The sequence below is a fragment of the Streptomyces sp. TSRI0107 genome (assembly GCF_001905845.1).
Classification (GTDB): domain Bacteria; phylum Actinomycetota; class Actinomycetes; order Streptomycetales; family Streptomycetaceae; genus Streptomyces.
In genome coordinates this window covers 463,526-483,778 of sequence record NZ_LIVZ01000002.1, presented here as the reverse complement: position 1 = coordinate 483,778, position 20,253 = coordinate 463,526, and the positions used below count along the sequence as shown (strand labels likewise).

The 20,253-nt window shown below is 71.2% G+C and carries 18 protein-coding genes; 7 read left to right on the top strand and 11 right to left on the bottom strand.

The features are described from left to right. Nucleotides 1-28: 28 nt before the first annotated feature. Nucleotides 29-646: an FxLYD domain-containing protein gene (locus AMK31_RS06125; RefSeq protein ID WP_073939344.1), complete on the bottom strand. Its 618-nt coding sequence runs from the start codon at nt 644-646 to the stop codon at nt 29-31. A 14-nt stretch (nt 647-660) separates the two neighbouring features. Further along, a complete protein-coding gene (locus AMK31_RS42045; protein WP_143204210.1) occupies nt 661-1,965 on the bottom strand; it encodes a hypothetical protein in 1,305 nt (434 codons plus the stop codon). A gap of 682 nt (nt 1,966-2,647) precedes the next feature. On the opposite strand from AMK31_RS42045, the gene AMK31_RS06110 reads away from it, so the two are divergent. After that, nucleotides 2,648-3,481 (top strand): hypothetical protein, encoded by an 834-nt coding sequence (locus AMK31_RS06110; protein ID WP_241842542.1) that lies wholly within the window; start codon nt 2,648-2,650, stop codon nt 3,479-3,481. Nucleotides 3,482-3,991: 510 nt separating this feature from the next. After that, nucleotides 3,992-6,169 (top strand): serine/threonine protein kinase, encoded by a 2,178-nt coding sequence (locus AMK31_RS42040; RefSeq protein WP_073939342.1) that lies wholly within the window; start codon nt 3,992-3,994, stop codon nt 6,167-6,169. Here the strand turns inward: AMK31_RS42040 and AMK31_RS06100 are convergent. Beyond that, on the bottom strand, nt 6,094-6,729 hold the full coding sequence (locus AMK31_RS06100; protein ID WP_073939341.1) for a hypothetical protein: 636 nt from the start codon (nt 6,727-6,729) through the stop codon (nt 6,094-6,096). The genes AMK31_RS42040 and AMK31_RS06100 overlap by 76 nt on opposite strands. A gap of 357 nt (nt 6,730-7,086) precedes the next feature. Between AMK31_RS06100 and AMK31_RS06095 the strand changes: the two genes are divergently transcribed. Both AMK31_RS06095 and AMK31_RS06090 read left to right on the top strand, forming a co-directional pair. Then, nucleotides 7,087-8,511 carry a non-reducing end alpha-L-arabinofuranosidase family hydrolase gene (locus AMK31_RS06095; protein ID WP_073939340.1) on the top strand — a complete coding sequence of 475 codons (1,425 nt, stop codon included), beginning with the start codon at nt 7,087-7,089 and terminating at the stop codon, nt 8,509-8,511. A 144-nt stretch (nt 8,512-8,655) separates the two neighbouring features. Next, nucleotides 8,656-9,651, top strand: a complete 996-nt coding sequence (locus AMK31_RS06090) for an AraC family transcriptional regulator (protein WP_073939339.1) — start codon at nt 8,656-8,658, stop codon at nt 9,649-9,651. On the opposite strand, the gene AMK31_RS06085 is transcribed toward AMK31_RS06090, so the two are convergent. The 3 genes from AMK31_RS06085 to AMK31_RS06075 form a co-directional block, all read right to left on the bottom strand. Further along, complete coding sequence (locus tag AMK31_RS06085) at nt 9,627-10,460, bottom strand: NAD(P)H-binding protein (RefSeq protein ID WP_073939338.1); 834 nt, start codon at nt 10,458-10,460, stop codon at nt 9,627-9,629. The genes AMK31_RS06090 and AMK31_RS06085 overlap by 25 nt on opposite strands. After that, nucleotides 10,457-11,353 (bottom strand): alpha/beta hydrolase, encoded by an 897-nt coding sequence (locus AMK31_RS06080; protein ID WP_073939337.1) that lies wholly within the window; start codon nt 11,351-11,353, stop codon nt 10,457-10,459. Before AMK31_RS06080 ends, AMK31_RS06085 begins: the two co-directional genes overlap by 4 nt. Nucleotides 11,354-11,429: 76 nt before the next feature. Beyond that, entirely contained in the window at nt 11,430-11,834 is a 405-nt protein-coding gene (locus AMK31_RS06075) for a nuclear transport factor 2 family protein (RefSeq protein WP_107468533.1), read from the bottom strand. Between the two features lie 304 nt (nt 11,835-12,138). On the opposite strand from AMK31_RS06075, the gene kdpF reads away from it, so the two are divergent. Together kdpF and AMK31_RS06060 are read left to right on the top strand one after the other, a co-directional pair. Continuing rightward, nucleotides 12,139-12,228, top strand: a complete 90-nt coding sequence (gene kdpF / locus AMK31_RS06070) for a K(+)-transporting ATPase subunit F (protein WP_073939335.1) — start codon at nt 12,139-12,141, stop codon at nt 12,226-12,228. A gap of 336 nt (nt 12,229-12,564) precedes the next feature. Continuing rightward, on the top strand, nt 12,565-13,812 hold the full coding sequence (locus AMK31_RS06060; protein WP_073939333.1) for an SLC13 family permease: 1,248 nt from the start codon (nt 12,565-12,567) through the stop codon (nt 13,810-13,812). Nucleotides 13,813-13,995: 183 nt separating this feature from the next. On the opposite strand, the gene AMK31_RS06055 is transcribed toward AMK31_RS06060, so the two are convergent. Continuing rightward, on the bottom strand, nt 13,996-14,775 hold the full coding sequence (locus tag AMK31_RS06055; protein ID WP_073939332.1) for an NAD(P)H-dependent oxidoreductase: 780 nt from the start codon (nt 14,773-14,775) through the stop codon (nt 13,996-13,998). 138 nt (nt 14,776-14,913) lie between these two features. Between AMK31_RS06055 and AMK31_RS06050 the strand changes: the two genes are divergently transcribed. After that, nucleotides 14,914-15,768 (top strand): helix-turn-helix transcriptional regulator, encoded by an 855-nt coding sequence (locus AMK31_RS06050; protein ID WP_073939331.1) that lies wholly within the window; start codon nt 14,914-14,916, stop codon nt 15,766-15,768. Nucleotides 15,769-15,795: 27 nt separating this feature from the next. Here the strand turns inward: AMK31_RS06050 and AMK31_RS06045 are convergent, their stop codons facing one another. From AMK31_RS06045 to AMK31_RS06030, 4 genes are all read right to left on the bottom strand, one after another. Next, on the bottom strand, nt 15,796-16,824 hold the full coding sequence (locus tag AMK31_RS06045) for a beta-ketoacyl-ACP synthase III (RefSeq protein WP_073939330.1): 1,029 nt from the start codon (nt 16,822-16,824) through the stop codon (nt 15,796-15,798). 26 nt (nt 16,825-16,850) lie between these two features. Further along, the gene (locus AMK31_RS06040) at nt 16,851-18,611 is read right to left on the bottom strand and encodes an acyl-CoA dehydrogenase family protein (RefSeq protein ID WP_079186740.1); all 1,761 of its coding nucleotides are present in this window, start codon (nt 18,609-18,611) and stop codon (nt 16,851-16,853) included. Between the two features lie 79 nt (nt 18,612-18,690). Further along, the gene (locus tag AMK31_RS06035; RefSeq protein WP_073939328.1) at nt 18,691-19,908 is read right to left on the bottom strand and encodes a beta-ketoacyl-[acyl-carrier-protein] synthase family protein; all 1,218 of its coding nucleotides are present in this window, start codon (nt 19,906-19,908) and stop codon (nt 18,691-18,693) included. Next, complete coding sequence (locus AMK31_RS06030) at nt 19,905-20,150, bottom strand: acyl carrier protein (RefSeq protein ID WP_073939327.1); 246 nt, start codon at nt 20,148-20,150, stop codon at nt 19,905-19,907. Before AMK31_RS06030 ends, AMK31_RS06035 begins: the two co-directional genes overlap by 4 nt. Nucleotides 20,151-20,253 lie beyond the last annotated feature (103 nt).

Below are 20,253 nucleotides of genomic sequence, written 5' to 3'. Positions count from 1 at the left end.
AACCGCCGGGGCCACCGGCACGCCGGGATCAGTTGGCCAGGGCCATGCGCTCGACGTAGGCGACCTTCACGGACTTGATGTCGGACAGCTCGCGGTCGTCTTCGAGGGTGGTGTACTCGTCGAACTCGCTCTCGTCGGCGTCGGTCTTGCCGGGGGCCAGGTGGGTCGAGCCGATGTAGGTCTGGCCGACGTAGTCGCCGTCCTCGTCGAAGGCGTTGAGGATGACGGAGTAGTTGGCGGGTTCGTCCCCCTTGTTGGTGATCTTGTAGACGAACTCGTAGACCTCGTCCTCCGAGTCGCTGTAGTCGCAGTCGTTGTAGTCGAACGCGTCGGTGTCGTCGCAGTCCTCGCTGTCGCTGTACGAGTCGCTGTCGTCGGTGACGAGCTTGCCGCCGGAGATCTCGACGTGGTCGATCGGGTCGCCGTCGCGGGTCAGTGCCCACCAGGTGATGCCGCCACCCGCGAGCAGGAGCGCGGCGGCGCCGGCGATAAGGGCACGCTTACGTCGACGGCCCGGTGAGGTGGCGCTCCAGGGCACGGGGGTCGTGGGCGGTGCCGGGGGCATCGGGGGGAGCGAGGACCCCACGAGCTCGGGCTCGGAGATGGTGGGCTGGGGTGCCGGCTGCTGGGGTGCCTTGTCGTTCAACTTGTTCTGCCTTGTCATGAGGATTGGACGGGCTCGGGCGGGCGGATGCGGAGGCCGGTTCCGGCCAGAAGCAGCAGCACGGCGAGTACGGAGAGGGCGCAGGCGGCCCCGAACATGCCGGACTTCTCGTCCGCGAACATGCCGGCGGCGGCGAGCGCGAGGAACACCCCGGTGGTTTGCCAGCCGATTCCGGAGGGCATCGGGCCCGGCGTGTGGCGGCGCCTGCGGGGGACCCACAGGCGGAGAAGCTCCGTCGTGGTGGCAAGGGCGACCAGCCGGGACGAGATCATCAGCCCGACAGGAGCAGTGTTGTCGGCGAGGCCGACCGGTGAGCGGGGAGAGGGGATCGCGGGGAGGAGGGTGGGGACGGCGGGGATCGGCCGGAGTGCGCGGCGCTGGGCGCGGCGGATGCGCAGGCCGGCGTCGCCGTAGCGGTCCATGTGGGCGGAGAGTTCCGACTGGAGGGCGAGGAGTTGCTCCGCCATCGCGTCGAACTCGGCCCGGCGCTCCGCGGCGAGGCGGGCGGCATCGCGTTCGGTGGTGGCGAGGCGCTCGAGGGTCTCGGCGTGGAGCTGCCCGGCCTCGCTGCGGGCGGTTTCGGCCGCGCGGGCGGTCTTGGTCGACTCCTCGCGGAGCCGGACGCGTTCCGCCTTGATGATCTCGGAGATGCGGTGACGTTCGTCCGGGGGGAGTGTGCGTGGGGCACGGGCTTCGGCGCGGGCGAGGGCGGCCCGCCGCCACTCCATCAGGGGGCGACTGCGGTGCTGGCCGATGCCGTTGATGTGGACCCGGTGCCCGTCCGTGCGGTGGATGTAGAGGACGTTGCCACCCTTGCCGTTGGGTGCCCTGTCCCAGCTCACATGGGTGAAGTCGGCGGCGGTGCTGATTCCCTGGGCGGCGAGGTCGCGGATCAGGCCGGTGCCGAGGCCGTTGAGCTCGCGCACGGTGAGAGGCGTGTTCCTGAGCCTCCGCTCGATGAACTCACGGCGCAGGACGGCAAGGGCCTGTGCCTCTTGCTGCTCGCGCTTGCCGTCGAGGCTGCTCAAGTCGTGCGTGTGGGACCGCTCTTGCCGCGCCTGCTGTTCATCGATGCGGTGCAGCGTCTCAGTGTGGGTGGTCTCCGCCCGCTTGCGGTGGCTCGCCTCCCGGTTCAGCCGACGGCGGTCGGCCACCTCGAAGGCGCCGCGCTTGTTCAGTAGCCGACGGAGGGCACGTATGGACTCGATGATGCGGCGGCGCTCGGCGCGTATCCCTGCCGGGGATTGCGGGAGCGGGGTGCTGCCGTCCCGCGTCGGGGTGGTGCGGTTGATCAAAGTCAAGCCCCCGGGGTCTCTTCGGGACAGTCGTTGCTCTCAGCCATGACCCTGCCGCCGACAAAGGCCACACCCAAGGCGACTGCGGTGCCACCGAGTACCAGAACTTTCCTCAATGCTCCATCCAGGCATCGCTTGTTCTCGCTGAAAGTGAGTGGTGGGCGGCGTGACGATCGGACAGTGGGCCAGGCGGGGGTGTCCGGCCTGAGAGCCGCTGGCTGCCGGCTCAGCTTCCGGCGTTTGGGCGAACGGCGTCGCGTCCGAGCAGGCCTTCGTGCGGAACGCGGACAGGCGTGGGCTCGGGCAGGTCGCGCAGGCCGGCTGCGGGTGAGCCGGCCCGGCTGGGCCTGCCCGTTCAGGACGTACGCGTGCATGTAGACGTGGACTCTCCGGATGTGGAAACGGTTGCACCAGTCCGTGGAGAAAATGCATCACCGTGCATCGGTTGGGTGCGGGCACTTCCTGATGCCGCCGAGCCGGAGGTACCGGAAGACGCCGGGGACTTCGTCGGGGCGCGACAGGCGTCGCGTTGGTACTCCGCTTCGGTCAGGGCGACTTCGGGCCGGAGACTCAGGAGATGCGGGATTACCAAGTCAGCGGAAATGGAGGAGCTCACCGACGAGGAGAGAATGGAGATCTTCTCCACCGGTGAGGCCCTGGCCGAGGCACCGATGGAGGAATTTCTGGTGTGACACTCCCGGACCCCGAGGGCAGCACGTTCGCGCAGGACCTTCGCGAATCGATGCCGCTGGGCTACGGGGTGGGCAACGACCGGCGAAACAGCAGGGCAACAGCCCGGAGACGGGCTGAGGTCGGCGGCCGAGGACACGTAAGGATGCGGATGGTGATCAGTCGTAGGTCGGTACGCGTTGGACTCCTTGCCACGGCCGTGGCCGGCTCGTTGCTCCTCGGGGGCACCGGCTGTGGAGGGGATAAGGATGAGGACGGCCTTCCGGACAACTACAAGGTCGTTGCGGGGACACAACTGTGCGGTGGCGAAGCCGTGTCCGCCGACGCGTCCAAGGCATTGAAGGTGATCACAGGATCGTCGAGTTTCGAGGCGTCGGCGGAGGAGTACACCGTCGCTCATGCTGCGGTGGACCTTGCGTTGGCGTTCGGGGACCCCAGGGTGTCTCGCGGCGACATCTGCCGTGTTTACTCGCCCATCGGCACGCCGGATTTCGAGCTCAGAGTCACCTGGAGGTGGGTCGACGGCCCCCCGACGGGCACCCCCGACCCGAAGTTCACCGAGCTGAAGATGGGGGAGCAGACCCTGGCGGCGGCGGACAAGGTCTACATCCAATTCGCCTGCAGAAGCAATAAGTTGCGCTCGTCGGACGCGGCCCACCTACAGATCGGTGTGGAACGCTGGGGTACGCCGACGGAGCCCGAGGGTGACACTGAGGCGTTGAAGGACGCCTACGCGACCGTGGGTCATTCGTTCTCGCTGGCCATGGCCAAGGAACTGGGCTGTGAGAAGCACGGCGGGCTCCCGGAGAAGCCGGTGCTGGATCCCGCGTAGCCGTCGGCGTATGCGGAAACGACCGTGATCAGGCGGCCCTTCCTCTGCCCGGAGGCGGGGCCGACTGCGGTGTGCGGTCCGCCAGGGACGAGCGGGGCATGCACCTCCCGCTCACCGGGGACCGGCAGCCAGGGCACACCCAGCCGCGCCCGGAGGCGCTGCTCCGTGAATGCGTGGCGCTCCACGGGGACATCGGCTGACAGCGTGTGACATCGTGCCGGCCGCCCGGATGGCCGGGCGGCCGGCACGCCACCCCGCGGCGGCTGCCCGCACTCGGTACTGATCGCGTTCCGCGGTCAAGGGCACCGAGCTGCACCGTCGGCGGAGCGGGCATGGCGGACCGTGGCGGGTACTAGAGTGGCTTCGTTGACGAGGGGGGCTCGTCGGGTGTCTGCGAGGGGGTCGCGGGCTGGATACGCCAGGGGGGTACATGACGCATCCGTGTGGTCTTCGGGGGCAGACGCTGTCTGCCGGACAGTCGTCCTGTGTGCCGAAGGGCGGGCCGTATCAGTGAACCTGCCCGAACGCATAGGCCCTTACCGGCCGACCCGGCACCTCGGCACCGGCGGTATGGGTACCGTCTACCTCGCGACCGACGCGGACGGCGGGCTCCCTCTCGCAGTGAAGGTCCTGCACCGGGACTTCGCCGATGACCCCGCCCACCGGGCGCGCTTCCGTCGTGAGACCGCCATGCTCCGCAAAGTCACCGGCCCCTATCTGGTCCCGCTGGTCGACGCCGACCCGGACGCCCCGCTGCCCTGGCTGGCGACCGCCTACGTCCACGGCAACACCTTGCAGCAGCACGTCCGGGACGCCGGGCCCATACGCTCGGACAATCTGCTGACCTTCGCGGCGGCCGTCGCCCACGCGCTCGCCTGCATCCATGGCGCGGGGGTCGCCCACCGCGACCTCAAACCGACGAACGTGCTCCTGGCGGCCGACGGACCCCGCGTCGTCGACTTCGGCATCGCCCACCACCTGGACGGCACCGCCATCACCGCGACGTCGGTGACCACCGGAACTCCCGGCTGGATGGCACCGGAGCAACTCACGGACGGCACCACCCTCCCGGCCGGCGACATCTTCGCGTGGGGCCTGCTGGTTGCCTACGCCGCTGCCGCCTCTCACCCCTTCGGCGCACTCACGGGCATCACCCACCGCATCGTCAGCGCTGAGCCCTCGCTGCAGGGCGTCCCCGACGGGCTGCTGGCCCTGGTCCGCGAAGCCCTGCACAAGGAGCCCGACCGGCGTCCGAGCGCGGCGGAGCTGGCCGAACGGACGGCCGCCGCGTACGGGCCGACGGGTACCGCCGTGTTCCCCACCATGGCCTACACGCGACCCCTGGATCGCGAACCAGGGCGGCTCGGTACCGACACCGACGTCACCGTGCCGCCGGACCGCGCGCGTTGGACGGTTCCGCTACCCGACGAGGAGCCCGCCGACGAGCAACCGCCCGCACCGCGGGCGCCATCGGAGGAACGCGCGCCCGCTCGTCCGGAGAGCCCCGGAAAGCGGACGTCATCCACGGCTGCGGAGGACATGCGGCCGGTTCCACCCGCCCCCACCTCCCCGCCGCCTCCCACCCCTGGCTCCGCGCCCGCCGGGCGCCGTACGCGACGCCGGGTCGTCTCCTACACGCTGGCCGCCGCCGTGATCGTGGGCGCCGCCGCCGGGGGTGTCGCGGCCGGCATGACGGCCGGCAACAACGACAGAGAAGTCGCCGAGGGGCAGTCCGCCGCCAGTACGGCAGCCGAGCCCGAGCGAGAGACGCCGAGTCCGGACGCGACCACCGCGGCTCCCCTCGTGGGCGCTTCGCCGGACGCGGAGGAGGCCGTTGCCGAGCAGGAGCCGGACCCGGACCCGGTTTCCCTCTTCGGGGGCCTGCACGTCACCCTTCCCGCCGACTCCGAGCTGGAGTTGGTGACGGGCGACGAGGTCACTGACTCCGGGTTCGCCTGGGAGGAGACGCAGGCGACGACGACCGTGGCGACCAGCGCCGACTTCTCTCTGCACGGTGACCCCGACAAAGGCGTACGGATCCTTTACTCCCCGCACCTGACGTTGGATCAGATCCGCGAGGGGCAGCTGGATTCCGGTGCCATGTGGTCCGTGGAGAGCGAGGACGGCATGAGTTCCACCGACGAGTCGGTGATCTCCGTCAAGGAGCGGCCACTGACCGACATCGGCGGTGAGAAGGCCATGAACTGGACCTTCGATACCGATGTACTCCCCGACTACGACGGCTCACGCAAGAGCACCCACCGCGTGTGGTGGCTGCCGCACAGCAGATACGTCCTCTACACGTACGGGAAGCACGACAGGGCCACGGACGCGGAAGTGGACGAGCTGATCGCGGGGATCGGCTTCGAGGCCACGAAGATGCCACGCGACTGCGCGGACGCCGTTGTCGCCCTGGACAAGGCGGCCGCGAGCGGTGAGCCGGGTGACGATCACGGCGCCCTCGCCAACTGCTTCGATGCCGCCGTGAACGGTGCCGAACAGCTCGATCCAGGAACCGTGGACACCGAGAGCGAGGCCGTGTGCGTCGCACTGGCCGATGCCTACGGCCGATGGGGGTACGGTACCGACCTCAGCTACGACGAGGCGAAGACCTACAAGGAACTGCGCCCGTCGTGCGACGTCCCTGGGGCCGTCGGCAATCCGCGCCTGCCGGACTGGACGCTCTGACGCTGCGGCAGATCGGATTCGGGTCGTACGGGCCTTCCGGGGTGCGGGTGCGATCTCAGTACCACGTTCGCTTCAGCGCTGCTCCGAGTGTCGACGCAGTGCCATGCGCCAGTGCGTGAAGAGTCCTTCGGACGGGGCCCCGGCCGGTCCAGGTTGAAGAGGACCTGCCGGTAGAGCCGGTGCGGCCGGCCACCGCCGTGGGCGGTGACCAGTGCAGACAGCAGCGGCCTGTCGCCCGGTGTTTCGCGGTCCGCCTCGACCAGTACGGCGACCTTGTCGTCCGGGTGCAGAGCAGCGAGGGGAGCCCCGATCCGCAGGGTCGGTTCACCCCATGTCGTCGTACGCCCCTCGCGCGCGGCCCGCCGCAGCGCCACGCGGACGGCGACGGCGTGACCACGCATCTCAGCCAACGTGAGGCGCTCGGTGATCCGCGCCAGGTGCCGGCGCCGGCGTGCGACGCCGCCGAGCTGCTCCGCCGCCAGTTCATCTCCGATCTTCCCGGCGAACTCCTCGGCGTCGCGCAGGACGCGGCGCAGTTGGTCGGCGTGCCGGTCGATCACACCGGATCTCGGTGCGGCAGGGGTTCGGGGGCGGGTTCCCCTGTCCCTGCCACCCGTCGATGCCCAGCACGTGATGTCGATGACGCCGTCGAAGGCCGCCGAAGGGAGTGACTTGCTGCTGTGACGTGCGTCGTTTCGCGGGCTTCTCCTTCGAAACGTTTCGAGGTTGGAGGCGATACTTGCGAGAGGTCTTGACGCGGGTTACTGGCTCCCTATCCTTCAGTTGATCGATATTGCGGCCGGTGTTCGATATGACGAACTCGCCTAGCCTGCACATGGCTATGTCATGAACTCGTCAATGACTCCGCTGTGCGCCGCACTGCACCGAAACGCCTACTCAAGGGTGAGGAAGATTCCATGCACAGAGGAAGTTTCAGTCGTCGGCATCCGTCCGCGGTGCTCGCCGCCGTGGTCGCGGCCCTGGCCGCGTTGGCGGCGTTACTCGGCGCCGCCCCGGCTCAGGCGGCTGCCAGTGGCGCCTTGCGCGGTGTCGGTTCGAACCGGTGTCTCGATGTGCCGGGCGCCGGCCAGGCCGACGGCACGTACCTGCAGATCTACGACTGCTGGGGCGGGACCAACCAGCAGTGGACGCTGACGGACTCCAACCAGCTGACCGTGTACGGCAACAAGTGCCTGGATGTTCCGGGCCATGCCACCACGGCCGGTACCCGGGTGCAGATCTGGACCTGTTCCGGTGGTGCGAACCAGCAGTGGCGGGTGAACTCCGACGGCACGGTCGTCGGCGTTCAGTCCGGGCTGTGCCTGGAGGCCGCGGGCGCCGGTACGGCCAACGGCACGGCGGTGCAGCTCGGAACGTGCGGCGGCGGCAGCAACCAGAAGTGGACCGGTCTGCCCGGGACGCCGCCGACGGACGGCACATGTTCTCTTCCGTCGACGTACCGGTGGACATCGACGGGTGTCCTGGCGCAGCCGGCGAACGGGTGGGACGCGGTGAAGGACTTCACCACCGTGACGCACAACGGCAAGCACCTGGTCTACGCGTCCAACTTCTCGGGATCGTCGTACGGCTCGATGATGTTCAGCCCCTTCACGAACTGGTCGGACATGGCGTCGGCCGGCCAGACCGGGATGAGCCAGGCCGCGGTGGCGCCCACGCTGTTCTACTTCGCCCCCAAGAACATCTGGGTGCTGGCGTACCAGTGGGGTGCGTGGCCCTTCATCTATCGCACGTCGAGCGACCCCACCAACCCCAACGGCTGGTCCGCGCCGCAGCCGCTGTTCACCGGCGGCATCTCCGGCTCCGACACCGGCCCGATCGACCAGACCCTGATCGCCGACGGCCAGAACATGTACCTGTTCTTCGCCGGTGACAACGGCAAGATCTACCGGGCGAGCATGCCGATCGGGAACTTCCCGGGCAACTTCGGATCGTCGTACACGACGATCATGAGCGACACGAAGGCCAACCTGTTCGAGGGCGTACAGGTCTACAAGGTTCAGGGCCGGAACCAGTACCTCATGATCGTCGAGGCGATGGGCGCGAACGGGCGCTACTTCCGCTCCTTCACCGCCTCAAGCCTGAACGGCTCGTGGACCCCGCAGGCCGCCAGCGAGAGCAACCCCTTCGCGGGCAAGGCCAACAGCGGTGCCACCTGGACCAACGACATCAGCCACGGTGACCTGGTCCGCAACAACCCCGACCAGACCATGACCATCGACCCGTGCAACCTGCAGTTCCTCTACCAGGGCAAATCCCCCACCGCGGGTGGCGACTACAACCGGCTGCCGTGGCGCCCGGGCGTCCTCACCCTGCAGCGCTGACCTTCCGGCGTGGGCGGTTCCACCTGCTGACCGACACTCACCGCTCAGCGGAACCCTGAGGTGCGATGCTCGGGGTGAGGGGCTGCGACCCCGCCCCTCACCCCAAGCACGTGCCCCTCAGGGCGGAGTACGGAGAGTGCCACGGTGATCGGGACGGAGTTCCGCAGCGAGGATGTCCCCGCCGACGAGCGGTTCGACCGCTGGCGGGAGTTGATCGGCCACAGCCGCGCGAACGACACCACCAGTCCCCATGCCGCCGACTTCCGGGCGGAATTACGTGTCATGGAACTGGGGCCGGTGACCGTATGGCGGACGTCGTTCTCGCCCGCGCGCTTCCGGCGGAGCTCGCGGAGGATCCGCCGGCACGACCCCGAGCTCTACCACCTGTCATTGCTGACCGACGGCGAGCTGACACTGGACCAGGAGCGCGGGGGGACAGCCACGGTCGGCCCCGGCGGTCTCCTCGTGGACTCCAGCTGGCAGGCGTGCGCGTCACAGGAGTACGCCCCCGGTCCGACGGCCGACGGCAGGCCCGGCGTCGTCGCCGGTGTGGGCGTGGACCTGCCCAGAACCCTGCTGCCCCTGCCCACAGACCAGGTCGAGCGGCTTCTGGGACGCGGGCTGCTGGTGCGGAAGGGCTCAGGAGCGCTCCTGGCGGACTTCCTCACCGGACTCGACCGGCAGGCCGGTGCCCTCCGGCCGGCCGACGCGCCCCGCCTGGGCACGGTCACCCTGGAACTGGTCTCCGCCTTCTTCGCCCACGCCCTGGGCGCCGAGGCCGCCCTGTCGCCGGAAACCCGGCACCAGGTGCTGGCCAGACGCGTCCGGATCTTCATCCAGCAGCACCTGGCCGACCCGGAGCTGACCCCGCGAACGATCGCCGCCGCGCACCACGTCTCCCTCAGCCACCTGCACCGCGTCTTCGGTGAGCAGTCCCCGGGCGAGACGGTCGCAGCCTGGATTCGCTCGCAGCGGCTGGAGAGGATCCGCGCCGACCTGGCGGACCCCTCGCTGCGCACCAGCCCCATCCACGTGATCGCCGCCCGGTGGGGTATGCCCAGCGCCTCCCACTTCACCCGTGCCTTCCGAGCCGCCTACGGGCTCTCACCACGCGACTACCGCGGGAACGCAGCCCGGTGAGCGGTGGCCCACTGGCGGAATGTGCGGGGCGGCCTGCCCGTCACCTGTTCGACGGTCGGGTAGACCTTGGACTCGTCGAGGGTGCCGTCGCCGTAGAAGCTGAAGAACGCCTGGATGTACGGCTCCGGCACGCCCGCCGCGGCCATGTCGGCCCGGCCCTCCTCGTCCGACAGCGCATGGAAGCGCAGGTCACGGCCGAGGACCTCGGCCAGGACGGCCAACCGCTGGGCCGGCAGCAGCGGTTCGGGACCGCTCAGCTCGTGGACGCGTCCGTCGTGGCCGGGGTCGAGCAGGGCGCGGACGGCGACGGCGGCGATGTCGTACGGGTCGACCGCGGCGACCGGCACCGTGCCGAAGGCGTCCCTGACCACGTCGCCCGCGCGCAGCTGCGGCAGCCAGCGCAGCGCGTTCGACATGAAGGCGTTGGGCCGCAGGAACGTCCAGGCGAGGCCGGACTCCCTGACCGCGGTCTCCGAGCCGATCATGTACTCGGACAGGACGTTGCGGGTGTCGGTGGCGACCGTGGCGAAACTGGAGAGCAGGACGACACGTTCCACCCCGGCACCGCGCATGCGGGCCAGCAGCCCGGGCATGTCGCGGTAGCCGGGGAGCAGGAACACTCCCCGTACGCCGTCGAGGGCCGAGGCGAGGGAGTCGGGGTCGTCGAGGTCTCCGACGGTCTGGCCGGCCTCGGGCGGCAGACCGTCGGCGGGCCGGCGGACCAGGGCGCGTACGGGCTCTCCGGCGCGGGCCAGGGCCTGGACGACCTCTCCGCCCACGTTTCCGGTTGCCCCGGTGACGAGGATCATGACAGGGTCCGGTCGAAGTGGGCGGCCACCGTGTCGACGGCGATCGTGACCTGAGGTTCCGAGTCGTAGAAGTCGAACTGGGTGCCCTGCGTCCACAGGATGTCCTTGGGTCCGGCGAGACCCGCGTGGAAGCGGCGGGCACCGTCGGGGATCGCGGCGTCCTCGCTGTGCACCAGAACGGTGGGCCGGTCGATCCGCGGGGCGAGGGCGATGGCGTCGTAGGTCAGCCAGTCCGCCCACGCCATGACGGCGAAGCGGTTGGGCCACGCCGGGATGCCGCCGCGGGCGGGGTTGAGGTAGAAGTCGATGTCGTACGGCATGGCCGCGCGTTCGTCGGTGGCCGAGACCACCGGTACGTACTCGACCTCGCCGGTCTCCTCGTAGCGGGCGCGGGCCTCCCTGCCCGTCTTGATGCGCTCGGCGACCGCTTCCGCGCCACCGTAGGCGGCCTCGCAGACGGCGGCGTCGTGCAGCCAGGGGGCGACGAGCGCGAGCGAGCGGACCCGGGGGTCGTGGACGGTGCTGTCGGACATGTACATCGCGGCCGCACAGATCCCGAGGGCGCCCAGCCGGTCGCCGTCGACCGCCTCCTGCGCGGCCAGGAAGGTGAGCGCGTGATGGATGTCGCGGAGCTTGCGGGCCGGGTCCTCGACGTCTCGCGGCTCGCCCCCGGACTCGCCGAAGCCGGTGAAGTCGAAGGACAGCGCCGCGTATCCGCGAGCGGCCAGCCGCTCGGCGTACCGGTCGGCCATCAGCTCCTTGACGCTGGTCCACGTGCCGGCGACCACGATCCCCGGCAGCGGGCCCGCGTCACCCGTGCTCTCGGGAAGGAAGAGGTTGCCGGTCAGGGCGACGCCGTCGCTGTCGAAGGTGACCTTGCTCGAGTGTGTCATCAGTACTCCAACTGGTTGTGCTGGTCGGTCGGTCGACGATGCCGACGCGGGGTGGACGGCCGCGTCCGAAGCCGCCTCACCGCTCTCCGTCACTCCAGACCGTGGTCATCACGACGCCCGTGATGCGCCAACCACCGCCCGTACGGGCCAGGTCGAAGCGGTAGGTGCCGCCCAGCGTCCACAGGGAGCCGTTCGCCTTGCGGTGGGTGGCCTGGAAGGTGGCGGTGCACACCGCCCCGTCGCCGTCGACCGTGACCAGGTGGTTGCCGAGGAGATGCTGGGTGGCGGCGTACACGCCGAGGCCCGTCCGCCAGCCCTCGACGATCTGCGCCGGGGTGAGGGTGACGGGCTCGCCGCCGTTGAGACTGGTGTAGTCGAGTGTCGCCTTGTCGGCGAACACGCCGGCCAGAGCGTCCCATTCGCGCTGGTCCGCGTACCAGGCCATGCGGTTGCAGGTGTCGATGACGTCCAGACGGTCCATGTTGATCATCCTTGGTGCGGCCCTCGGCCGGGGCGGGAAAGAGCGGTCGGAAGGTCGGCCCGGTGGCGGGCGTGTCCGTCGCGGCGGGCTGACTGCCCGTCGATGATGCCGCGCCGGCGCCGAGCCGCCTTGCCGTCGCGTCCGCGGTTTCTGGACGCCGCGTCTCAGGAACGCCACCGGGTCCTCGGGCAAGTCCCCGGGAAGCCCCGCCGTCGACCGCGCACGTCGCCGATCCGGCCTTCGTTCTCGTCACGCTCGCGGGTTTCGCGCTGGTGGCTCTCGTCGCCAAGGGGGTGACGAAGCTGTGACCGCCGAGAACGTCGTCGGCCTGGTCGTGGCCGTTTCCCTGCTGGGCTATCTCGTCCTCGCCCTGCTCTTTTCGGAGAGGTTCTGACCGTGACATCAGCTGCCACCGCAGCGGGCGACATGGGTCCCGTCCTCGCCGGCGTGCTCCAGCTGCTCGCGCTGACAGCGGCCCTGGCGCTCGTCCACGTACCCCTCGGCAACCACATGGCCAGGGTCTACTCCTCCGACAGGCAAGGCCCGGCCCGCCGCCCCGCCACATGCCGGGTGACGTCAAGGCGCTGTGGGCGGGCCCGGACGCATGACCGCCGGCCCGCGCCACGTTCGGCTCCTGCCCGGCCACCCGGCTCGTCGACGCAGGCACGGAACACCGGGTAAGCACCACCGGCGTGCGGCGGCACCGGCCGGGTGCCGGATCATCGAAGGCATGCTGTTCGAGTTCCTGTCGGTCGCCGCACTGATCCTGGTGCTGGTCTGCGCCGTCGTCCGCCCCTTCGGGCGGTCGGAGGCGGTCTTCGCGGTACCCGCCGCCGTCCTGCTGATAGTCGTCGGCGCCGTACCACCGGACCACGTGCACGAGGAGGCGGTCCGCCTGGGGCCCGTGATCGGGTTCCTGGCGGCCGCCCTCGTCCTGGGCAAGCTCTGCGACGACGAAGGGCTCTTCCATGCCTGCGGCACCTGGATGGCCCGCTGGGCCCGGCGGCGGCCCCGGCGGCTGCTGGGCGCCGTCTTCGCGCTGGCCTCCGTGATCACCGCCGCCCTGAGCCTGGACGCCACCGTCGTCCTGCTCACCCCGGTCGTCTTCGCCACCGCCGCCCGGATGGGCACGAGCGCCCGTCCGCACGCCTACGCGAGCGTGCACCTGTCCAACACGGCGTCGCTGCTGCTGCCGGTGTCGAACCTCACCAACCTGCTGGCGTTCACCGCCACCGGCCTGACCTTCACCCGCTTCGCGCTGCTGATGCTGCTGCCGTGGCTGGCCGCCATCGCCGTCGAGTACGCCGTCCTGCGGCGATTCTTCGCCGCCGACCTGGCCGCCCCGGGCACGCCGGAGCGGGACGCCGAACCGGTCGAGCTGCCGCTGTTCCCGCTGCTGACCGTGGCCGCGACCCTCGCCGGCTTCGGCGTGGCCTCGGTCGCCGGCGTCGACCCGGCCTGGGCCGCGGCAGCCGGCGCCACCGTGCTCGCGGGGCGGGCGCTGGCCCGCCGGCACACCACCCCGGCCGCCCTGGTGCGCTCGGCCGCCCTGCCCTTCCTCGCCTTCGTCCTGGCCCTCGGCGTCGTCGTCCGCGCCGTCGTCGACAACGGTCTCGGCGCGGTTCTCGGCGGCCTCCTCCCCGACGGCGCGTCCCTGCCCGCCCTGCTCGGCACCGCCGCCCTGGCCGCGCTGCTCGCGAACCTGATCAACAACCTCCCCGCCGTCCTGGCCCTCGCCCCGCTCGCCGCCCCCTCCGGCCCCGGCGCGGTGCTCGCCGTCCTCCTCGGCGTCAACATCGGCCCCAACCTCACCTACGCCGGCTCCCTGGCCACCCTCCTGTGGCGCCGTATCGCCCACGCGCACGGCCACGACGTCCAGGTGAAGCAGTTCACGCTCCTCGGCGCCCTCACCGTCCCCGCCGCGCTGGCCGCCGCCACCGTGGCGCTGTGGCTCTCGCTGGCGGTGTTCGGCACGTAGCCGCCCGGGCCGGGTGCTCGGTGCCGGGCCGCCAGGTCCCTCTCCACGGCGCGCGCCGCCGTGTCCAGGGCGGCCACCAGGGACTGCCACGACGGCCCCGGCGGCGGACACGACACGGCAGGGCTTCCGGCACCAGTGAAAACGCCGACCAGGGCGGCCGGCCGGCCCGGGGCCGTCTGCTTCCTAGCCGCGCACATGCAGCCCGAAGCCCGTGCGGCCGGCGGGCTCCAGGCCCTCCCTCAGTTGCAGGGAGGGGATCTCGTAGTCGCCGGAGTTCTGCCGCCGGAACGCGATCGGCTCGGTCGACTCCAGGGTGAGCAGGCGCTGCTGCCAGGCCTTCGCGGCGTCCGCGTAGTCCTCGCCGGTCATCCGGTCGGTGCCGTACAGCACGAACGGCGGCAGCACCTCGATGCCCGGGTAGTAGAGGATGCCGTGGTGGATCGGGAACAGCAGGTCGTCGATGGGGCCGTTGATGCCACGAGCGGCGTAATGCGACTCCGGGCCGCCGGCGGTCACCGACAGCAGGGCCCTCCGGCCCGCGAGGGTGCCTTCGCCGAAGCGCTCGCCGTACTTGGTGTCGCTGTGCTCGCCGACGCCGTACGCGAAGTGGTAGGTGAACACCCGGTCCACCCAGCCCTTGAGGATCGCGGGCATCGTGTACCACCACAGCGGGAACTGGAAGATGACCGTGTCGGCCCACAGCAGCTTCTCCTGCTCGGCGACGACGTCCGGGGTGAGCGTCCCGGCGTCGAAGGCCCGGCCCGAGTCCAGGGCGACCTTCAGCGGGCGCGAGGCGCTGGGGCCGTAGTCCGCGGCGTCCACGACCGCCTTCCAGTTCATCGCGTACAGATCGCTCACCCGTACCTCGTGACCGGCGGTCTCCAACGTGGACACCGCGAGGTCCTTCAGCGAGCTGTTGAGCGACTTCGGCTCCGGGTGGGCGTGGACGATCAGCGTCTTCACGGGAACTCCTTCGGATCGGATGCCTTCGATCCTGGGCGCCGCGGCGCCCGGCGTTCAGGGACGCCTGTTCCGTAGGACGGGACTTCCTGGTAACGGCAGGACCACCTTCACGGGCCGTACCGCGGCCATACTGGGGGCATGGACGATCTCGCGGGCTTCCTCCGGACCCGGCGTTCCCGGGTCGACCCGGCGGCCGTCGGCATCCCCACCGACAGCCGCCGCCGGGTCGAGGGGCTGCGCCGCGAAGAGGTCGCGCACCTGTCCGGAGTCAGCGTCGACTACTACGTACGGCTGGAGCAGGGCCGCGCCACCCAGCCCTCCGAGCAGGTCCTGGACGCCCTCGCCCGCGTCCTCGGCCTCGACGAGACCGAACGCGGGCACCTCCACCGGCTCGCCCGGCAGCGCCGCCGCCGCGCGAAGGCGCCGGGCGGGCGGGTCCGGCCCGAACTGCTGCGCCTGCTCGACCTGGTCGCCGGCGCACCCGCGCTGATCATGAACCACCGCATGGACGTGCTCGCCGGGAACCGCCTCGCCGGGCTCCTCTACGGCCGGCCGATACCTGGCCTGAACACCGCCCGGCACATCTTCCTCGAGGAGGCCGAGCGAGGCCTCTACGCGGACTGGGAGAACTGCACCCTCGACGTGGTCGGGCACCTGCGCCTGGCCGCTGGCAAGTATCCCGACGACCCCCAACTGGCGTCACTCATCGGCGAGCTGGCGATGGGCAGCGAGCGTTTCCGCCGGCTCTGGGCCCGCGCGCACGTGCGCGCCCGCACCCATGGACGCAAGGCGTACCGGCACCCCTTGGTCGGACTGCTGGAACTGCACCAGGAGAACTTCGCACCACCGGACGAATCAGGCATGGAGCTGCTGGTGCTGTCCGCGGCCCCCGGCAGCCCCGCCGAGGACGGGCTGCGCCTGCTCGCGGGCCTGGGCGCGGACAGCGGCGACGCGCGCCCCGTCTCCTCTCCCCAGCCCGGCGGACCGCGTTGACGGGCCCGGTCCGCTCCGGGTAGGTGGTCAGAGCGCCGGTGACGCCGGTTCCAAGGCGGTCACCGGTCGCACCTGCGGCCAGGTCATGGCGGCCGAGCCCCAGGTCAGGCCGCCGCCGAAGGCGGTCAGCAGTACCCGGTCGCCGGCTGTCAGGTCGCCGCGTGAGGCCGCCCAGGACAGGGCGAGGGGAATGGACGCCGCGGCGGTGTTGCCGACCTCGCCCATGTGGCAGACGACGCGCTCCCGGGGCAGTCCGAGGCGCTTGGCCACGGCACGCAGGATCCGCGCGTTGGCCTGGTGCCCGACGAACGCGTCGACCTCCTCCGGCCGCCAGCCCGCCGCCTCGGCCACCTCACGGGCGGAGGCGGTCATCGTCGCCACCGCGCGCGTGTACACCTCCTTGCCCTCCATGCGGAAGTACGTGGAGGGGCCGTCCGGACCGGGGCGCGGCGCGCGGGAGCCCCCGCCGGGCACGGTGATCAGGTCCGGCCGGGTGCCGTCGCTGCCGAGCCGGGTGTGCAGCACCGCGCCCGGCGTGCCGGCCGGGCCCCGTTCCAGCACCACGGCCGCCGCGCCGTCGCCGAAGAGCACCGCGGTGTTGCGGTCCGTGGGGTCGACGATCGTCGAGTACGTCTCGGCGCCGATGAGCAGCACCGTCTCGTACAGCCCCGAGCGGATCAGGGCGGACGCCGTCTCGATCCCGTACACGAATCCGGAGCACACCGCCGCCAGGTCGAAGGCGGGCACCCCGGCGCAGCCCAGCCGGGCGGCGACCTGCGGGGCGGTGGCCGGGCAGGGCTGGTCCGGGGTGGTCGTGGCCAGCAGCACCAGATCGCAGGCGCGCCGGCCGGCCGACTCCAGGGCGGCGGCCCCGGCCGCCGTGGCCAGGTCGCCGGTGCTGACGCCCGGCTTCACCACATGGCGCCGGGCGATGCCGGTGCGGCTGTGGATCCACTCGTGCGAGGTGTCCAGCACCTTGGACAGGTCGTCGTTCGACACCACGTCAGGAGGCAGACAGCTCCCGATGCCGGTGACCACTGCGCGGACGTCGTCCATGTGGGGGGAATCCTTCCGGATCGGTGTCAGACGGACGCCGTGACCGCGACGGCCACGCCCTCGCCGCCCGGTACGCCATGTGGGGTGGCGGCCCGCCGCAGGTGGCGTTCGGCGAAGTCGTCGTACGCGATGGGGGCGCGCACCAGCGCCTCGGGCACGTCGAGCAGCGCGAGCAGCTCGTCGGCGGGGAGTTCCGCCGCGCCTTCCTCCGCGCGCAGCCGGTCGGCCCGCAGCAGGTCGTCCGGGGTGAGCACACCCGCCCGCAGCCCGGTCATGCCGTGTTCGAGCAGACAGCCGGCGGCGTAGTGCCGCAGCAGTCCCCGCCCGGCCGGGCCGCCGGTGTGCCCGGCCCAGCGGCCGGCCGCCAGCGTCTGGTGGACGGCCCGCGACCAGGCGGTGCTGGCCGCCCCCGGCCCCTCGCTGTCCACCTCGTCCAGCAGCACGTCGCAGAGGCGGCGCAGCGCCGTGACGAGGAACCGGGTGTCCGGGTCGGTCCCGCCGTCGGCCGTCTCGCGGACCGCGTCGTCGAGGACGGCGGCCAGGTCCTCGCGCTCGCGCAGCGCGAACCGCGAGGCCTGGTAGCCGAGGACGGTGTTGTCCCCGCCGAAGGTGACGGCGATCTCGTAGTCGTGCTGGAGCGGCGAGATCTGGTTCAGCCGGTGGTAGCCGAGCCCGCCGCAGAGTTCCCTGGTGTCGGCGAGGGTCAGCCGGGCGTCTCCCGTGCTGCCGGTCTTGGCGCAGGTGATCAGCGCGTGCAGCAACCGGTCCTCGGCGGGGTGCCGGGTGCCGACGCGCCGGACCGCCTGTTCGACCAGGCCTTCCAGCGCGTGCCGGGCGGCCAGGGCGCGGCCGGCGGCGGTGCGCAGACGCATGCGGTAGTGGGCGTGGCCGAGCAGCGGCGCGCCGAAGGTGCGCTTGACGGCCGCGAAGCGGGTGGTGATGGCGCACGCCAGCCGCTGCGCCATGGCCGCGGCCATGCTGGGGAAGAGCCGTTCATGGGTGAAGGTGGCCAGGCACTCGTCGAACCGGCGGTACCGCCGCACGGGGGAGTGGTAGACCCCCTGCTCGTCGATGCGTGCCCAGCGGCCCATCAGGGCGGACAGCGGCAGCACGCACTGGTCGAACCGGATGATTCCGGTCTGGTTGGCCTCGACGCCGCCCTTCGGCTCGGCGCCCTGGACGGAGACCCCCTGGTTCAGGCGGCCGTCGGTGCGCAGCGGCACCCGCAGCCAGTGGTGGCCCTCGTCGCGGTCGCCGACCCGCAGCCGGCACAGCACCATGGCCACGTCCCCGGTGTGCAGGCTGTTGCCGATCCACACCTTGCTGTCCGCCGGCTCCGGCGTGTGCAGGACGAGCGAGCGGTCGGCGTGCCGGTAGGTGGCCGTGGTCCCGATCCGGGTCAGGTCGGAGCCGGCGTGCAGCTCCGAGGAGGCGAAGCAGTAGACCCGCTCCATGCTGTCGATCTCCGGCGCGAAGCGCTCCAGCTGCGCCGGGTCGGCGTGGCTGAGGCAGGCGTCCCCCGCGATCTGGTGGGAGACCAGCACGTTGAGCAGGGAGGCGTCGTAGGCCCCGATCCAGCCCATCGCGCGCAGGAAGTCGGGGAACTCGGACGGCTCGCCCCGCCCCAGCCACATCGAGTTCGCGGTGACGCCGGCCCGGTTGATGCGCAGGGCCCGGCGCAGGGTGGTGACGCTGTAGTCGTACAGGCTCTGCCCTTCGGGCCGGATCTCGGCGAAGTCGGGCTCGGCCAGCAGCGTGGTCAGTGTGGCCACGCGCTCGTCGGTCATGAATAAGTCCCCGTTGATCAGTGGCATCCGCTGCCGTCTTCCACTTGCGGGCCCCGCGGCCCTGATGTGCGCACGGTCGTCAACGCCCCAGGACCAGAGCGCAGTTGTGCCCTCCGAAGCCGAAGGAGTTGCTGAGCACGTACGAGGGCCGCTCCTCGCGCGCCTCGCCCAGGACCACGTCGAGACCGGCCAGTTCCGGGTCGACGGCCGTGGTGTGGGCCACCGCGGGGACCACTCCGTCGCGCAGGGTGCACAGCGCGAGTACGGCTTCGATGGCGCCCGCCGCCCCGAGGGTGTGCCCGAGGACGCCCTTCGGCGCGGTCACCGAGGGGTTGTGCGGGAAGAGCCGCCTGACCAGTTCGCCCTCGATGCGGTCGTTCACCGGGGTCGAGGTGCCGTGGGCGTTGACGTGGTCGATCGCCTCGGCGTCCAGGCCGGCGTCCCGCAGCGCCTGGCGTACGGCGGCCTCCGCGTGGAAGCCGTCGGCGCGGGGCGCGACCAGGTGGTGGGCGTCCGTGGTGCAGCCGTAGCCGAGCACCCGGCCCAGTTCCTCGGCGCCGCGCCGCGCCGCGCTCTCGGGCCGTTCCAGTACGACGGCCCCGGCGCCCTCGGAGATGACGAACCCGTCGCGGTCCGCCGCGAACGGGCGGGACGCGGTCGGGTCGTCCCGCTTGGACAGCGCGCCCATCCGGGCGAAGCCGCTCACGGTCACGGGCACGACGCCCGCTTCCGTACCGCAGGCGATCACCACGTCGCAGGTCCCGGCGCGCAGCAGGTCCCGCGCGACGCCGATGGCGACCGCGCCGGAGGCACACGCGGAGACGACCGTGTGGGCCGGTCCGTTGACGCCGTACCGCAGGGCGACCGCGCCCGCCGCCATGTTGGGCAGCGCGCGGGGATGCATGTACGGCGAGACGGCCTCGGCGCCCCGGGCCGCGAACCGGTCCTGCGCCTGCACGAGGGTGCCGACGCCGCCGATCCCGGTGCCGACGACCAGGCCGACCCGGGTGCCGTCCCAGGTGTCCGGGTCGAGCCCGGACCGCCGGATCGCCTCGCCGACCGCGACCAGGGCGTAACGGATGAAGGGATCCGTGTTCGCGGTTCCCCGGCCCGACAGGACGTCGGAACCGAATTCCGGTACCCGCAGGCAGTAAGGCGCGCCGGTGCCTTCCAGCGCAGCGTCCTTGGTGGCCAGTGCGGGTGCCTTCAGCACCGACTGCCAGGTCTCGTCGACTCCGATCCCGGCAGGGGTGATCAGCCCCGCCCCGGTGACCGCGGCGGGAAATCCAGCTGTCATGACGAGCCCAGTCGGGCATCCACGAGTTCGACCAGTTCGCCGAAGGTCTTGTCCTTCAGGGCGCTTTCCTCGTCGGCCAGGTCGACGTTGAACTCCTCCTTGACCCGGGTGATGAACTCGACGATCGCGAGAGAGTCCAATTCCAGTGTGTCGAGACGCACATCGGTGGCAATGGACTCGGCATCCACCTCGAGGTCGTCGACCAGTATGTCGTGGATCGTCGACCGCAGATCGTTACTCACTCAGAACACCCCTAAAAGAGCCGACAGGAAGAGGCGCCTGCGACCGCGGCAACGATTGCATGCATGCTGTGCAGGGCTACTGCACTCCCCCCGTATGTGATGG

Coding starts and splice junctions, on each gene's coding strand:
- AMK31_RS06085 (WP_073939338.1), bottom strand. CDS start 10,460: ATGATCCTCGTCACCGGGGCAACCGGAAACGTGGGCGGAGAGGTCGTC.
- AMK31_RS06075 (WP_107468533.1), bottom strand. CDS start 11,834: ATGGACCGTCTGGACGTCATCGACACCTGCAACCGCATGGCCTGGTAC.
- AMK31_RS06080 (WP_073939337.1), bottom strand. CDS start 11,353: ATGACACACTCGAGCAAGGTCACCTTCGACAGCGACGGCGTCGCCCTG.
- AMK31_RS06035 (WP_073939328.1), bottom strand. CDS start 19,908: ATGACAGCTGGATTTCCCGCCGCGGTCACCGGGGCGGGGCTGATCACC.
- AMK31_RS06095 (WP_073939340.1), top strand. CDS start 7,087: ATGCACAGAGGAAGTTTCAGTCGTCGGCATCCGTCCGCGGTGCTCGCC.
- AMK31_RS06050 (WP_073939331.1), top strand. CDS start 14,914: ATGGACGATCTCGCGGGCTTCCTCCGGACCCGGCGTTCCCGGGTCGAC.
- AMK31_RS06060 (WP_073939333.1), top strand. CDS start 12,565: ATGCTGTTCGAGTTCCTGTCGGTCGCCGCACTGATCCTGGTGCTGGTC.
- AMK31_RS06040 (WP_079186740.1), bottom strand. CDS start 18,611: ATGACCGACGAGCGCGTGGCCACACTGACCACGCTGCTGGCCGAGCCC.
- AMK31_RS06045 (WP_073939330.1), bottom strand. CDS start 16,824: ATGGACGACGTCCGCGCAGTGGTCACCGGCATCGGGAGCTGTCTGCCT.